A 13,645-nucleotide genomic window follows, 5' to 3' on the forward strand; every position below is an offset into this window, starting at 1 on the left:
GTTTGGCGAAGACCAGCAGACCGGTACTCGCACCTCATCCCACCGATAGATCACGCGGTATGGATCCCTGCGTTCGCAGGGATGACAGCGCTGGGTGCGGCTGACGCCGTCGCGCCAAACGGACAGTGCTAATCCAGCCCCTGCGCGGCAGGCATGTCCTGTGTCGGCAGGATCGCAGGCGCCGACTTGGCTTGACCGACAGTCGGCGCTGCGGCCGGCGGTGCGGCCTCGACAGGCTTTGCCTGCACGGCAGCGGTCTGCTGTGCGGGAGCTTGTGGGACCGGTGCCTGCTGCTGCGTCACTGGCTCGGCCGGCTTCGCCGCGGCGACCGGCGTCTCGCTGCGCCGTGGGGCTGCCTTGGGCAGCGGCACGGCGCGAGATGCGACATGCGGGATCGCAGCCGGCGGGCGCGGCGGGCCGCTGCGGACCATGGTCGGCGGCGGCAGCGCGGTTTGCGGGCCGAAAGGCGCGACCGTGCGGTCCTCATAGGCGGGCGCCATGCCGTAGGCATCGGCGGCCGGCAGGAAGCGGATGATCCGCCCGTCGCGGGCATCGATCACGAGCCGCCCGTCATCACCGCGGCGGTCAATCACCGCGATGGTGTAGACGCCACCGCGCAAGCGCGGAATGCCGAGTGGCGAGAAGCCATTGTCGCGCAGAACCGCATAGACCTCGGTGGCCGGCAACAGCGCGGGCGCCGGGCCGCGCTCCTCATAACCATAACCGTAGCCGTAGCGCGGCGGCGGTGGCGCGGCGGCTTCCGGCGGCGCATACGGGCCGTCGAAATCCGACACCGCGACATAGCCCCCGCCCCCGATACCTTTCGCGGGAACTTGGGCTTGAGCCGCGCTTGCAGCCAGCGCCAGCGTGGCAGCGGCCACACATCCTGTGAAAAACTTCATGGTCGATACGCTCCTGTCGGCCCCCGAATGCCTCGCGCTCTTTCGCTTCTTGCAGCGTGGCGCTCGGTTCGAAGGGCTGAGGCGAAGCTTCATTCGGGATTTCGGCGCCCACAGGGCCGGATCGGGGCGCGTTTGCTCCGAAATCGAGGCTGCGCAACTTTCGGAAAGCGATTGATTGACATATCGGGAATCGGGACTTCCGCACGCTTGTGTGCTAGACAAAAATTTGGCAAGGTGATGGTTAGGACAGGAAGACTGTCTCAATTTTGCTTGCGGTTCCGGCATAGGGATTGCAGCGAAAGTCGGTGCTCTCGAGCACCAAGAAGGCAACAGGCAAAGCCGTTCTCGGGGACGAAGAACGCCTAGGCCTGAATTTAAGAAAATGCGGCTCGCTAGCGGACGAGCGGTGACCCAGAGGCGGGTGCCGCGGAACGCCCAAGGTGCGCCGAAGATGGCGGTGAGGCAGCTTGCCGCATGGAGAGGATTGGAACAATGAACGGGTCGCAATTCGAGCGCGCAAGCATCGTGGCAGAAGAGCTGTCGGCGACGGTCGCCTCGAAAACGACCGATCCGATCCAGGAGCATAATTCGCGCCCTCCGGCCGAAGGCCTGTACGATCCGAGCCTGGAGAAGGATAGCTGCGGCGTCGGCTTCATCGCCAACATCAAGGGCCAGAAGTCGCACGCGATTGTCGCGGACGCGCTGAGCATCCTCTGCAACCTCGAGCACCGCGGCGCCGTCGGCGCCGACCCGCGCGCCGGTGACGGCGCCGGCATCCTGGTGCAGATCCCGCACGCCTTCTTCAGCCGCAAGGCGAAGGAGATCGGCTTCGCGCTGCCGGAGCCCGGCGAATACGCCATCGGCGCGCTGTTCATGCCGCGCGACACCGCCTGGCGCAACGTCATCAAGAGCATCATCGCCGACCAGATCAAGGAAGAGGGCCTGACCCTGCTCGGCTGGCGCGACGTGCCGACCGACAATTCCTCGCTCGGCGTCACCGTGAAGCCGACCGAACCCGCCTGCATGCAGGTGTTCATCGGCCGCAACGGCACCGCCAAGACCGAGGACGATTTCGAGCGCCGGCTCTACATCCTGCGCAAGTCGATCTCGCAGGCGATCTACCAGCGCCGCGACCGCGGCGGCGCAGGCTATTATCCCTGCTCGATGTCCTGCCGCACGGTGATCTACAAGGGCATGTTCCTCGCCGACCAGCTCGGCAAGTACTATCCCGACCTGCACGAGAAGGATTTCGAGAGCGCGCTCGCGCTGGTTCACCAGCGCTTCTCGACCAACACCTTCCCGGCCTGGTCGCTGGCGCATCCCTATCGCATGATCGCGCATAACGGCGAGATCAACACGCTCCGCGGCAACACCAACTGGATGGCGGCGCGGCAGGCCTCTGTAAGCTCCGAGCTGTACGGCAAGGACATCAACCGGCTCTGGCCCATTTCCTACGAAGGCCAGTCGGACACCGCCTGCTTCGACAACGCGCTCGAATTCCTGGTGCAGGGCGGCTACTCGCTGCCGCACGCCGTCATGATGATGATTCCGGAGGCGTGGGCCGGCAATCCCTTGATGGATGAGAAGCGCCGCGCCTTCTACGAATATCATGCCGCGCTGATGGAGCCGTGGGACGGCCCCGCCGCGATCGCCTTCACCGACGGCCGCCAGATCGGCGCCACGCTCGACCGCAACGGCCTGCGGCCCGCGCGCTATCTCGTCACCAAGGACGACCGCATCGTGATGGCGTCCGAGATGGGCGTGCTGACGATCCCCGAGGACCAGATCATTACCAAGTGGCGCTTGCAGCCCGGCAAGATGCTGCTGGTCGACCTCGAGCAGGGTCGTCTCATTCCCGACGACGAGATCAAGGCCGAGCTCGCCAAGAGCCATCCCTACAAGGAGTGGCTGGAGCGGACCCAGATCGTCCTCGAAGAGCTGCCGAAGGTCCCGACGACAGGCGTGCGCTCGAACCTGTCGCTGCTCGATCGCCAGCAGGCGTTCGGCTACAGCCAGGAAGACATCGCCATCCTGATGACGCCGATGGCCGCCACCGGCGAGGAAGCCGCGGGCTCGATGGGCAACGACACGCCGATCTCGGCGCTGTCGGACAAGGCCAAGCCGCTGTTCACCTATTTCAAGCAGAACTTCGCGCAGGTCACCAATCCGCCGATCGACCCGATCCGCGAGGAGCTGGTGATGAGCCTCGTCTCGATCATCGGGCCGCGGCCGAACCTGTTCGACCTGCAGGGCATGGCCACCACCAAGCGCCTCGAAGTGCGCCAGCCGATCCTGACCGACGCGGACCTCGAAAAGATCCGCTCGATCTCGGACGTGGCCGACACTCACTTCAAGTCGCGCACGCTGGACACCACCTTCCACGCCGGGCTCGGCGCGGCCGGCATGGACCAGGTGCTGGACGAGCTCTGCGCGCGCGCCGAGAGCGCGGTGCGCGAGGGCGTCAACATCATCATCCTGTCCGACCGCATGGTCGGCACCGACCGGGTGCCGATCCCCTCGCTGCTGGCTTGTGCTTCGGTGCATCATCACCTGATCCGCACGGGCCTGCGCACCTCGGTCGGCCTCGTCGTCGAATCCGGTGAGCCGCGCGAAGTGCATCACTTCGCCTGCCTTGCCGGCTACGGCGCGGAAGCGATCAATCCGTACCTCGCGTTCGAGACCATCATCGCGATGAAGGACCGCCTGCCCGGCTCGCTCGACGACTACGAGATCGTCAAGCGCTACATCAAGTCGATCGGCAAGGGGCTCCTGAAGGTGATGTCCAAGATGGGCATCTCGACCTACCAGTCCTATTGCGGCGCGCAGATCTTCGACGCGGTCGGCCTCAAGGCCGACTTCGTCGCAAAGTTCTTCGCGGGCACGCATACCCGCGTCGAGGGCGTCGGTCTCGGCGAGATCGCCGAAGAGGCCGTGCGCCGTCATGCCGATGCGTTCGGGGACGCGCAGGTCTACAAGACCGCGCTCGATGTCGGCGGCGAATATGCCTATCGCAGCCGCGGCGAGGACCATGCCTGGACCGCGGAATCGGTGTCGCTGCTCCAGCACGCCGCGCGCGGCAATTCGCAGGAGCGCTATCGCGCCTTCGCAAAGATCCTCAACGAGCAGTCGGAGCGTTTGCTGACGCTGCGCGGCCTGTTCCGGATCAAGAACGCCGAGGAAGAGAAGCGCAAGCCGATCCCACTCGACCAGGTTGAGCCGGCCAAGGACATCGTCAAGCGCTTCGCCACGGGCGCGATGAGCTTCGGCTCGATCTCGCGCGAGGCACACACCACGCTCGCGATCGCCATGAACCGGATCGGCGGCAAGTCGAATACCGGCGAAGGCGGCGAGGAAGCCGACCGCTTCAAGCCGATGCCGAACGGCGATTCCATGCGCTCGGCGATCAAGCAGGTCGCCTCTGGCCGCTTCGGCGTCACCACGGAGTATCTCGTCAACTCCGACATGATGCAGATCAAGATGGCGCAGGGCGCCAAGCCCGGCGAAGGCGGCCAGTTGCCCGGCCACAAGGTCGACGCGACCATTGCCAAGGTCCGGCACTCGACGCCGGGCGTCGGCCTGATCTCGCCGCCGCCGCATCACGACATCTACTCGATCGAGGATCTGGCGCAGCTCATCTATGACCTCAAGAACGTCAACCCGGCGGGCGACGTCTCGGTCAAGCTGGTCTCGGAGATCGGCGTCGGCACGGTCGCCGCGGGCGTTGCGAAAGCGCGCGCCGACCATGTCACCATCGCTGGCTTCGAGGGCGGCACCGGTGCTTCGCCCCTGACCTCGATCAAGCACGCAGGCTCGCCGTGGGAGATCGGCCTTGCCGAAACCCACCAGACGCTGGTGCGCGAGCGGCTGCGCAGCCGCATCGTGGTCCAGGTCGACGGCGGCTTCCGCACCGGCCGTGACGTCGTGATCGGCGCGCTGCTCGGCGCGGACGAGTTCGGCTTCGCCACCGCGCCCCTGATTGCGGCCGGCTGCATCATGATGCGCAAGTGCCATCTCAACACCTGCCCGGTCGGCGTCGCGACCCAGGACCCTGTCCTGCGCAAGCGCTTCACCGGCCAGCCCGAGCACGTGATCAACTACTTCTTCTTCGTCGCGGAGGAGGTCCGCGAGATCATGGCCTCGCTCGGCTTCCGCAGCTTCAATGAGATGGTCGGCCAGGTTCAGCTGCTCGACCAGACCAAGCTGGTCGCGCATTGGAAGGCCAAGGGCCTCGACTTCTCGAAGCTTTTCGTCAAGCAGAAGGAAGAGAAGGGCCAGAAGATCTATCACTCCGAGCGCCAGAACCATCATCTGGAGGCGGTGCTCGACCGTTCGCTGATCGAGAAGGCGCAGCCTGCGCTCGACCGCGGCGCGCCGGTGAAGATCGAGGCCACGATCAACAGCACCAACCGCTCCGCCGGCGCGATGCTGTCCGGCACGGTCGCCAAGATCTACGGCCATGCCGGCCTGCCGCACGACACCATCCATGTCAGCCTCAAGGGCACCGCGGGACAAGCCTTCGGCGCCTGGCTCGCCCACGGCGTCACCTTCGAGCTCGAAGGCGAAGGCAACGACTATGTCGGCAAGGGTCTCTCGGGCGGCAGGATCATCGTCAAGCCGCCAAGAAACTCGGCCATCGTGCCGGAAGAGAGCATCATCGTCGGCAACACCGTGATGTACGGCGCGATCGAGGGCGAGTGCTACTTCCGCGGCATCGCCGGCGAACGCTTCGCCGTGCGCAACTCGGGCGCGGTCGCCGTGGTCGAGGGCGCGGGCGATCATTGCTGCGAATACATGACCGGCGGCATCGTGGTCGTGCTCGGCAAGACCGGGCGCAACTTCGCGGCCGGCATGTCCGGCGGCATCGCCTATGTGCTCGACGAGACCGGTGACTTCGACAGGCTGTGCAACATGGCGATGGTCGAGCTCGAGCCGGTGCTGTCGGAAGAGCTGATCAACGCCGGCACCTATCACCATTCCGGTGACCTCGAAGCGCATGGCCGGGTCGACGTGTTCAAGAACCTGCTCGCCTCCGACGTCGAGCGGCTGCACGTCCTGATCTCGCGCCACGCGAAAGCCACCGGCTCCAAGCGCGCCGCCGACATCCTCGCCAATTGGAAGGACTGGCTGCCCAAATTCCGCAAGGTGATGCCGGTCGAGTACCGGCGCGCGCTGCGCGAAATGGCCGCCAACGCGGACGCCGAGCCGAAAATCGCGATCGGGGCGTAATTCTCACCTCGCGTCATTCCGGGGCGCGCGAAGCGCGAACCCGGAATCTCGCAAAGATAACCTCCAGGTTCCGGGTCAGCGCGCGGCGCGCGCATCCCGGAACGACGGAAAAGAAACCTAAGCGGCAGGGACTTCGGGTTTAATGGGCAAGATCACGGGTTTTCTCGAAATCGAACGGCGCGACCGCAAGTACACCCCGGTCGCCGAGCGCGTGAAGCATTACAAGGAATTCGTCGTTCCCCTCTCCGAGAAAGAGGTGCGCGACCAGGCCGCGCGTTGCATGAATTGCGGCATTCCCTATTGCCACGGCACCGGCTCGGTGGCGCCCGGCACGCCCGGCTGCCCGGTCAACAACCAGATCCCCGACTGGAACGACCTCGTCTATCAGGGCAATTGGGAAGAGGCCTCGCGCAACCTGCACTCGACCAACAATTTCCCGGAATTCACCGGCCGCATCTGTCCTGCGCCGTGCGAAGCGTCCTGCACGCTCAACATCGACGACAACCCGGTCACCATCAAGACCATCGAATGCGCGATCGTCGACCGCGCCTGGGACAATGGCTGGCTGAAGGCTGAGGTCGCAGCCGTCAAGACCGGCAAGAAGGTCGCCGTGATCGGCTCGGGCCCGGCCGGCATGGCCTGCGCGCAGCAGCTCGCGCGCGCCGGCCACGACGTGCATTTGTTCGAGAAGTACGCCAAGGCCGGCGGCCTGCTGCGTTACGGCATCCCCGACTTCAAGATGGAGAAGGGCGTCATCGACCGCCGCGTCAAGCAGATGGAAGGCGAAGGCGTCACCTTCCACTACAACAGCCATGTCGGCGCCGACGGCAATGTCGATCCGCGCGAGATGCTCAACGAGTACGACGCCGTGGCGCTGACCGGCGGCGCGGAAGCCCCGCGCGACTTGCCGATCCCCGGCCGCGAGCTCGCCGGCATTCACTACGCTATGGACTTCCTGCCGCAGCAGAACCGCCGCGTCTCCGAGGAGCCGCTCGGCGGCGTCCAGGAGATCCTGGCCGGCGGCAAGCACGTCGTCGTCATCGGCGGCGGCGATACCGGAAGCGACTGCATCGGCACCTCGCTGCGCCAGGGCGCGCTCTCCGTGACACAGCTCGAGATCATGCCCGCCCCGCCCGAGCGCGAGAACAAGGGCCTGACCTGGCCGAACTGGCCCCTGAAGATGCGGACGTCCTCCAGCCAGGCCGAAGGCGCGGTGCGCGAATACGCCGTGCTGACGCAGAAGTTTTCCGGCGAGAACGGCCAGGTCAAGAAGCTGCACTGCGTGCACGTCGACGACAAGTTCAAGCCGATTGCCGGCACCGAGTTCGAGCTCGATGCCGAGCTCGTCCTGCTCGCGATGGGTTTCGTGCACCCCGTGCACGAGGGCCTGCTCAAGCTGCTCTCGGTCGAGCTCGACCCTCGCGGCAACGTCAAGGCCAACACGCTCGACTACCAGACCTCGCGCCCGAACGTGTTCACCGCCGGCGACATGCGCCGCGGCCAGTCGCTGGTGGTCTGGGCGATCCGCGAGGGTCGGCTTTGCGCAAGGTCGATCGATACGTTCCTGATGGGGAAGACGGATCTGCCGCGGTAGAGTAGGTCATTCCGGGGCGCGCCACTTGGTGCGAGCCCGGAATCCATCGAGCCTCAGGGCCGGTGTTTAAATGGATCCCGGGCTCGCGCTTCGCGCGCCCCGGAATGACAGCGGAAAGAGCGGTGCCTTGCATCGTGATCGCGCTGAATGCGCTCGGCAGCAGGCGACTCTAATTCTGCAGCCTCACGCCCAGCATCACCACCGTCCCCTGCGAGCTCGATCCCGCGACATTCGAATCCAGGATGTCGTGGCGCAGCGTGCCCTTGACCCAGATGTTGCGGTTGAGCTTGTAGATCAGGTTGCTCTCGAACGAGTAGGTCTTGTCGTTGCGGTTCTGGCCCTGGTAGTCGAGCGTGCCGTAGGTGAACTTGCCGACGGCGGTGAGCCAGCGGCGGAAGTCGTGGTCGACTTCGGCGGAGTAGGTGCGCACCAGGACGCCGGAGGAGCCGGGAACGGTGGTCTCGGCGATCTGCGTGTCGGTGAAGAATTTCACCGTGGTGAGGCCGCTCGCGTTCCAGATCAGCGAGCCAGTCGTCAGGAAGCCTGCGAGCTGGCTGAGGCGCGGATCAGTGTAGTTGCGCGCGGAATAGCCCACGGAGATTTCGCCCGTGAGGATGCGCGAGAATTCGAAGGACGAGCCGACCTTGGCATAGCCGCCGTTGGAATCGCGGAAGTAGCCGTTGCGGTCGGCGGCCTGGTCGTGGACGCGGGTGTCGCCCTGGATCTCGACGAACGGCTTCAGGCCCGGCTTGAGGTCGTAGGAGAAGCGCCCCACGCCGCCATACTGGTTGAAGTTGCGGTCGTCGTTGCTGAAGGTCGAGCCGTCGGTGAGCCTCGAATCCGTGTAGGCGGTGCGATCGATTGTGGCGCCGGCGGCGACCTGGAAACGATTGAAGGTCTGGTCGAAGCCGACCGTCGTGCCGTAGGCGGCGTAAACAGGGTATTTCTGCAGGCCGGCCTGCACGTTGGGGCTGCCAGGATTGTCGGTGGCGAGCCGCAGGCGCAGCTGCGAGGTCAGCTTGAGGTCGCGGTCGACGTCGAGCCGGCCGTCGATATGGCCGGTGAAGTCGGGGCGATCGGCCTCGACCGGCGACGGCGAGGCAAAACCGTTGATCGTCGCCGGCATGTTGGTGGTGTAGCCGGAGAACGAGCCGCGCAGGTCGGCCACCAGCGCGTGACGCTCCCAGTCGGACACCACAAGCAGATCCGGCGCGACGACGTAGACCGGGGAGCCGACCGGCTTGTTCAGACGCGTCGGGTTGGTGTCGTAGCCGGCGGAGAGCGCGAGCCCGCCCTTGATCAGGAAGCTGCCGGCGTAATCGCCGACGGCTCCGAACGGATCGTCATCGGCCTTGAGGCGGCGGCGCAGCGGTTGGCCGGGCACGGTGCCCGCCATCGCCGCAGGCACGGGTGACTTGTTTGCGGACGCCGATGGCGGCGGTGCAATCTTCGGCAGGCCGAGCGTGGACGGCGGCGGCGCTGTGGTCGGCGCCGGCGAGCCGGGACCGGCCGCGCGCTTCGGCTTCGGCTGGCCGGGATAGAGCTTGGGTTGCTGCCGCTTGCGGTTGAGGGCGTCGTAGCCGGAGCTGCTCGCGCCGCTCGCGGCGGGCAATCCATATGTCGGGACCTGACCGATACGCGAGGTCGCCGGCGCTTGCTGCCGCTTGCGCGGATCAGCGTTGGGGTCTGGCAGCGCCGGCAGCGCATCCGACGGCGCCTGCGGCACGCCCGCCGTGCGGCGCGTCGGCAACGTCTCGGGCGAGGCGAAGCCACCGCGGTTGGGATTGAACAGGTCGGGCGTGAGGCTCTGGGCGGCCGCGGGGGCGCTTCCGAGGGTCGTCAGCGCAAGACAGGGGACAAGACACGGCAAAGCCGCGCGCAGAATGAGCGCGCGCTTGCTCCGGCCGGTGCCTGGAGACGACCCCACGATGGAATAACTCCAACGAAATCAAACACTTTCACGATCGTCCCCACCGGCTGGCGGGAACCATCGTTAATGGAGTTAAAACAATTATGGTTAATGACCCGTTGAGGGCCGAGGGCGGCGCGTCGCCTCCCTGCCCGGGCCGTGCTAAGCAGGCGCCAACGGGCGAACGCCCCACCCTTCCCTGGACGAAAACATGCCGAGCTCGAAACCGCTGATGACCGCATCATCCGGCCCTATCCCCGACAGCGTCGAATCCGCGCTCCGCACCCTGGAGACGGAGAGCGGCGGCATCAACGCGCTCGCAGCCGCCCTGCGCGGCCCGCTGGGCGAGACCTTCGCCAGGGCGGTCGACCTGATCCGCAACGCCAAGGGCCGCGTCATCGTCACCGGGCTCGGCAAGTCAGGCCATATGGGGCGCAAGATCGCGGCGACATTGGCCTCGACCGGCACGCCCGCCTTCTTCGTGCATGCGGCCGAGGCCGGTCATGGCGACCTCGGCATGATCACCACCGACGACGTCATCATGGCGCTGTCCTGGTCCGGCGAGCAGCCGGAGATGAAGAACCTCGTGTACTATTCGGCGCGCTTTGCGATTCCCATGATCGCGGTGACATCGAACGCCGCGTCCTCGCTGGGACAAGCGGCCGACATCGTGATCGAGCTGCCGAGGGCGCGCGAGGCCTGCCCGCACAATCTGGCGCCGACGACGTCGACGCTGATGCAGGCTGCGATCGGCGATGCGCTCGCGATCGCGCTGCTCGAAGGCCGCGGCTTCACCGCGCTCGAATTCGCGCATTTCCATCCCGGCGGCAAGCTGGGCGCGATGCTGAAATTCGTCCGCGACTACATGCGCACGGGCGCGGAAATCCCGGTCAAGCCCGAGGGCACCGCGATGTCGGAGGCCGTGGTCGAGATGTCGGCCAAGGGTTTGGGGTGCGTCTGCATTGTCAACGAGGCGAACGAGGCCGTCGGCATCATCACCGACGGCGATCTGCGCCGCCACATGCGTCCCGACCTGCTGACGGCATCGGTCGACGACATCATGACCCGGCAGCCGAAAACGGTGCCGCCCTCGATGCTCGCGACCGAGATGATCGAGGTGCTGAACACCCGCAAGATCACGACGCTGGTCGTGACCGAGGCGGGCAAGGTGGTGGGCATCGTGCACCTGCACGATCTGCTGCGGGCGGGCGTGGCGTAAGGCGGGCCCGTTTCTCTCCGCCGTCATTCCGGGGCGCGCCTGCTTGGGCGCGAGCCCGGGATCCATTCATCTCAGTGGACGCTGCACGATGGATTCCGGGTTCACGCTTCGCGTGCCCCGGAATGACGAGGAGGGAAAGGCGCTCCTCGCCATGACGGGGAGAGACTTATACCGGGAATCTTGCCGCGTTCTCCTCCAGCGGCAGCCGCAGCCCGTTCGCCAGATACGACACCGTGCGATAGAAGCCGCACAGCAGCATGATCTCCAGGATCTGCGCCTCGTCATAATGCGCCGACAGCGCGGCGAACTCGGCGTCATCGAGCGTCGCGCGGGTGTGCAGCGCGTCGACGGCTGCGATCAGCGCCTGCTCAGCTGGGGACCAGCAGGCCGAGCTCGCATCGACTTGTACGGTCGCACGTACCTCGCCCTCGGTCAGCTTCGCCGGCCCGGCGAAGATCGCGACATGCACGCCCCATTCATACTCGCACCTGTTCAGCGCGCAGGTGCGGTCGATGACGATCTCGCGCTGGCGCAGCGACAGCGGGCCGGGATCGAGCAGGCCGCCGGCACGAAACTTGTCCCAGGCGCGGCCGTGGCCCGCCATCACCCGGAACAGCGTCAAAGGCGGCGCACCGCGCATGATGCGGTCGAACTGTGCCTTTATCTCCGGGGGATAAGGCGGGGTGAGCGGCGCAATGCGCGGAGCGGATTGAGACATGCGCTGTCTTTCGTTGCTACAATTACCGTAGCAACACGCTACATTATTTGTAGCAATTCGCAAGAGGGGACGATGGCCAGGCAAGCAGGCACGACGACGCGTCCGGTGCGGGGATCGCGCACGGGCCGGCCGATCATGGCGCTTCTCGATTTGCTCGGCCGGCGCTGGAGCTTGCGGATCCTGTGGGAGTTACGCGAAGGCCCCCTCACCTCCCGCGCGCTGCGCACCGCCTGCGACGAAGCCTCGCCGACGGTGCTGCAGGCGCGGCTGACGGAGCTGCGTGAGGCGGGTTTCGTCGAGCTTGGCGATGCCGGAGGTTACGGGCTGACGCCGCTCGGGCGGGAATTGTGCGAGATGGTCATGCCGCTGCACCGGTTCGCGGAGAAGTGGAAGAGATAGCGCTTCTCTTACCCTCCCCTGGAGGGTGAGAGCGATCACGCCGCGGCGACCGTCAGGTTCGCACCATCCACCTGCACCACCTTCACCCGCGTGCCCGCCGGCGTGTCGGGACCGGCGACACGCCACACGGTATCGCCGATGCGCACGGTGCCTGAGCCGTCGATGATCGGCTTCTCCAGGGTGAACTCGCGCCCGAGCAAGGCCTCGGTACGCTTGTTGAGGAAGGGGCTGGCGCTCGCGTCCGGCTTCGGCCGGGCCAGGCGCCGCCACACCGGCACGGCGGCGGCCGCGAACAGCGCGAACATCACGAGCTGGATCTGCCACGATATGACGACCGTAAACGAGATCAATCCCACCAGCAGCGCGGCGAGCCCGAGCCAGAACAGGAAGATGCCCGGCGCCAGCACTTCCAGCGCCATCAGGATGAAGCCGAAGATCAACCAGTTCCAGGTGCCGAGCGATACGAACATGTCGGTCATGACACGACCTTCTATCATGGTGCGCGCCCCTGTCGGAGAGGCACGCCGGTGACTATCCCTGCCGCGGCGGCACCGCCGGCGGCGGGCTGCCGGTCGGCGGCACGGAGCCGGGGCGGCGAGCGGCGGCAGCCGCAGAAGCCGCGCTCTCGCCGAACGTCGCCTTGGCGATCTCGCCGATGCCGGCGAGCGAACCGAGCATGCTCGTGGCTTCGATCGGCAGCATGATGATCTTCTGGTTCGGCGCTTCCGCGAACTGGCCGAACGCCTTGATATATTTGTCGGCGATGAAATAGTTCAAAGCGGCGACGTCGCCCTTGGAAATGGCTTCGCTCACCATCTGGGTGGCCTTTGCTTCCGCCTCCGCAGAACGCTCGCGGGCCTCAGCGTCGCGGAACGCGGCTTCCTTGCGGCCCTCCGCTTGCAGGATCTGGCCCTGCTTGGCGCCCTCGGCGCGCAGGATCTCCGATTGGCGCTGGCCTTCGGCGGCGAGGATGTCGGCGCGCTTGACGCGCTCGGCCTTCATCTGACGGCCCATGGCTTCGACGAGATCGGCTGGCGGCACGATATCCTTGATCTCGATGCGGTTGACCTTCAACCCCCAGGGCGAGACCGCAGCATCCACCACGCGGAGCAGGCGCTCGTTGATCTCGTCGCGATGCGACAGCACCTGGTCGAGATCCATCGCGCCCATCACCGAGCGGATATTGGTCATGGTCAGCACGGTGATGGCCTGCGTCAGGTTGGAGACCTCGTAGCTCGCCTTGGCCGCGTCGAACACCTGGTAGAAGGCGACGCCGTCCACCGTCACGGTCGCGTTGTCCTTGGTGATGACCTCCTGCTCGGGAATGTCGATCACCTGCTCCATCATGTTGATCTTGCGCCCGACGCGATCGAAATAGGGCACGATCAGATTGAGGCCGGGGCTGAGCGTCTGGGTGTATTTGCCGAAGCGCTCGATGGTCCAGTCATAGCCCTGAGGCACCGTCTTCACGCCGGCCACCAGCGTGACGATGACGAGCAAGACCAGAACAATCGCGAAAATGTCGAAACCGCTCATATTTCCTCCAAGGCGGGAAAGAAGCCGGGAAAAGGCCTTTCCCGCGCTGTCATTGGTCGGGAGCGTGACCCTACCGGTTCAGCGGTCGCAATTCACGTCGGTATCGGCGCAATTCCGCACAAGGCGTCCGAGGCAGGGAATG

Annotated in this window: 9 protein-coding genes; 4 read left to right on the forward strand and 5 right to left on the reverse strand. The window is 66.0% G+C overall.

The window, feature by feature from the left end:
* Positions 1-128: 128 nt before the first annotated feature.
* The gene (locus tag RPS27_RS16785) at positions 129-902 is read right to left on the reverse strand and encodes a hypothetical protein (protein ID WP_212065953.1); all 774 of its coding nucleotides are present in this window, start codon (positions 900-902) and stop codon (positions 129-131) included.
* 492 nt (positions 903-1,394) lie between these two features.
* On the opposite strand from RPS27_RS16785, the gene gltB reads away from it, so the two are divergent.
* Complete coding sequence (gltB, locus tag RPS27_RS16790) at positions 1,395-6,128, forward strand: glutamate synthase large subunit (RefSeq protein WP_211418612.1); 4,734 nt, start codon at positions 1,395-1,397, stop codon at positions 6,126-6,128.
* 142 nt (positions 6,129-6,270) lie between these two features.
* Positions 6,271-7,722: a glutamate synthase subunit beta gene (locus RPS27_RS16795; RefSeq protein ID WP_212065952.1), complete on the forward strand. Its 1,452-nt coding sequence runs from the start codon at positions 6,271-6,273 to the stop codon at positions 7,720-7,722.
* A 169-nt stretch (positions 7,723-7,891) separates the two neighbouring features.
* On the opposite strand, the gene RPS27_RS16800 is transcribed toward RPS27_RS16795, so the two are convergent.
* Entirely contained in the window at positions 7,892-9,649 is a 1,758-nt protein-coding gene (locus tag RPS27_RS16800; RefSeq protein WP_212065951.1) for an outer membrane beta-barrel protein, read from the reverse strand.
* A gap of 193 nt (positions 9,650-9,842) precedes the next feature.
* On the opposite strand from RPS27_RS16800, the gene RPS27_RS16805 reads away from it, so the two are divergent.
* The gene (locus RPS27_RS16805; protein ID WP_212065950.1) at positions 9,843-10,850 is read left to right on the forward strand and encodes an SIS domain-containing protein; all 1,008 of its coding nucleotides are present in this window, start codon (positions 9,843-9,845) and stop codon (positions 10,848-10,850) included.
* Between the two features lie 166 nt (positions 10,851-11,016).
* Here the strand turns inward: RPS27_RS16805 and RPS27_RS16810 are convergent, their stop codons facing one another.
* Positions 11,017-11,568, reverse strand: a complete 552-nt coding sequence (locus tag RPS27_RS16810) for a carboxymuconolactone decarboxylase family protein (RefSeq protein WP_212065949.1) — start codon at positions 11,566-11,568, stop codon at positions 11,017-11,019.
* Between the two features lie 72 nt (positions 11,569-11,640).
* Between RPS27_RS16810 and RPS27_RS16815 the strand changes: the two genes are divergently transcribed.
* A complete protein-coding gene (locus RPS27_RS16815) occupies positions 11,641-11,967 on the forward strand; it encodes a winged helix-turn-helix transcriptional regulator (protein WP_211418618.1) in 327 nt (108 codons plus the stop codon).
* Positions 11,968-12,002: 35 nt separating this feature from the next.
* Here RPS27_RS16815 and RPS27_RS16820 read toward each other — a convergent pair whose 3' ends face one another.
* Together RPS27_RS16820 and RPS27_RS16825 are read right to left on the reverse strand one after the other, a co-directional pair.
* Positions 12,003-12,446: an NfeD family protein gene (locus RPS27_RS16820; protein WP_212065948.1), complete on the reverse strand. Its 444-nt coding sequence runs from the start codon at positions 12,444-12,446 to the stop codon at positions 12,003-12,005.
* A gap of 52 nt (positions 12,447-12,498) precedes the next feature.
* Complete coding sequence (locus RPS27_RS16825; protein WP_212065947.1) at positions 12,499-13,503, reverse strand: SPFH domain-containing protein; 1,005 nt, start codon at positions 13,501-13,503, stop codon at positions 12,499-12,501.
* Positions 13,504-13,645: the final 142 nt, after the last annotated feature.

The organism is Bradyrhizobium sp. WYCCWR 12699 (assembly GCF_032144035.1).
Taxonomy (GTDB): Bacteria; Pseudomonadota; Alphaproteobacteria; order Rhizobiales; family Xanthobacteraceae; genus Bradyrhizobium.

What these genes read in the sequence shown, in the direction of transcription:
- gltB (WP_211418612.1), top strand. Translation starts at nt 1,395, where the DNA reads ATGAACGGGTCGCAATTCGAGCGCGCAAGCATCGTGGCAGAAGAGCTG.
- RPS27_RS16805 (WP_212065950.1), top strand. Translation starts at nt 9,843, where the DNA reads ATGCCGAGCTCGAAACCGCTGATGACCGCATCATCCGGCCCTATCCCC.
- RPS27_RS16820 (WP_212065948.1), bottom strand. Translation starts at nt 12,446, where the DNA reads ATGACCGACATGTTCGTATCGCTCGGCACCTGGAACTGGTTGATCTTC.
- RPS27_RS16795 (WP_212065952.1), top strand. Translation starts at nt 6,271, where the DNA reads ATGGGCAAGATCACGGGTTTTCTCGAAATCGAACGGCGCGACCGCAAG.
- RPS27_RS16815 (WP_211418618.1), top strand. Translation starts at nt 11,641, where the DNA reads ATGGCCAGGCAAGCAGGCACGACGACGCGTCCGGTGCGGGGATCGCGC.
- RPS27_RS16825 (WP_212065947.1), bottom strand. Translation starts at nt 13,503, where the DNA reads ATGAGCGGTTTCGACATTTTCGCGATTGTTCTGGTCTTGCTCGTCATC.
- RPS27_RS16785 (WP_212065953.1), bottom strand. Translation starts at nt 902, where the DNA reads ATGAAGTTTTTCACAGGATGTGTGGCCGCTGCCACGCTGGCGCTGGCT.
- RPS27_RS16810 (WP_212065949.1), bottom strand. Translation starts at nt 11,568, where the DNA reads ATGTCTCAATCCGCTCCGCGCATTGCGCCGCTCACCCCGCCTTATCCC.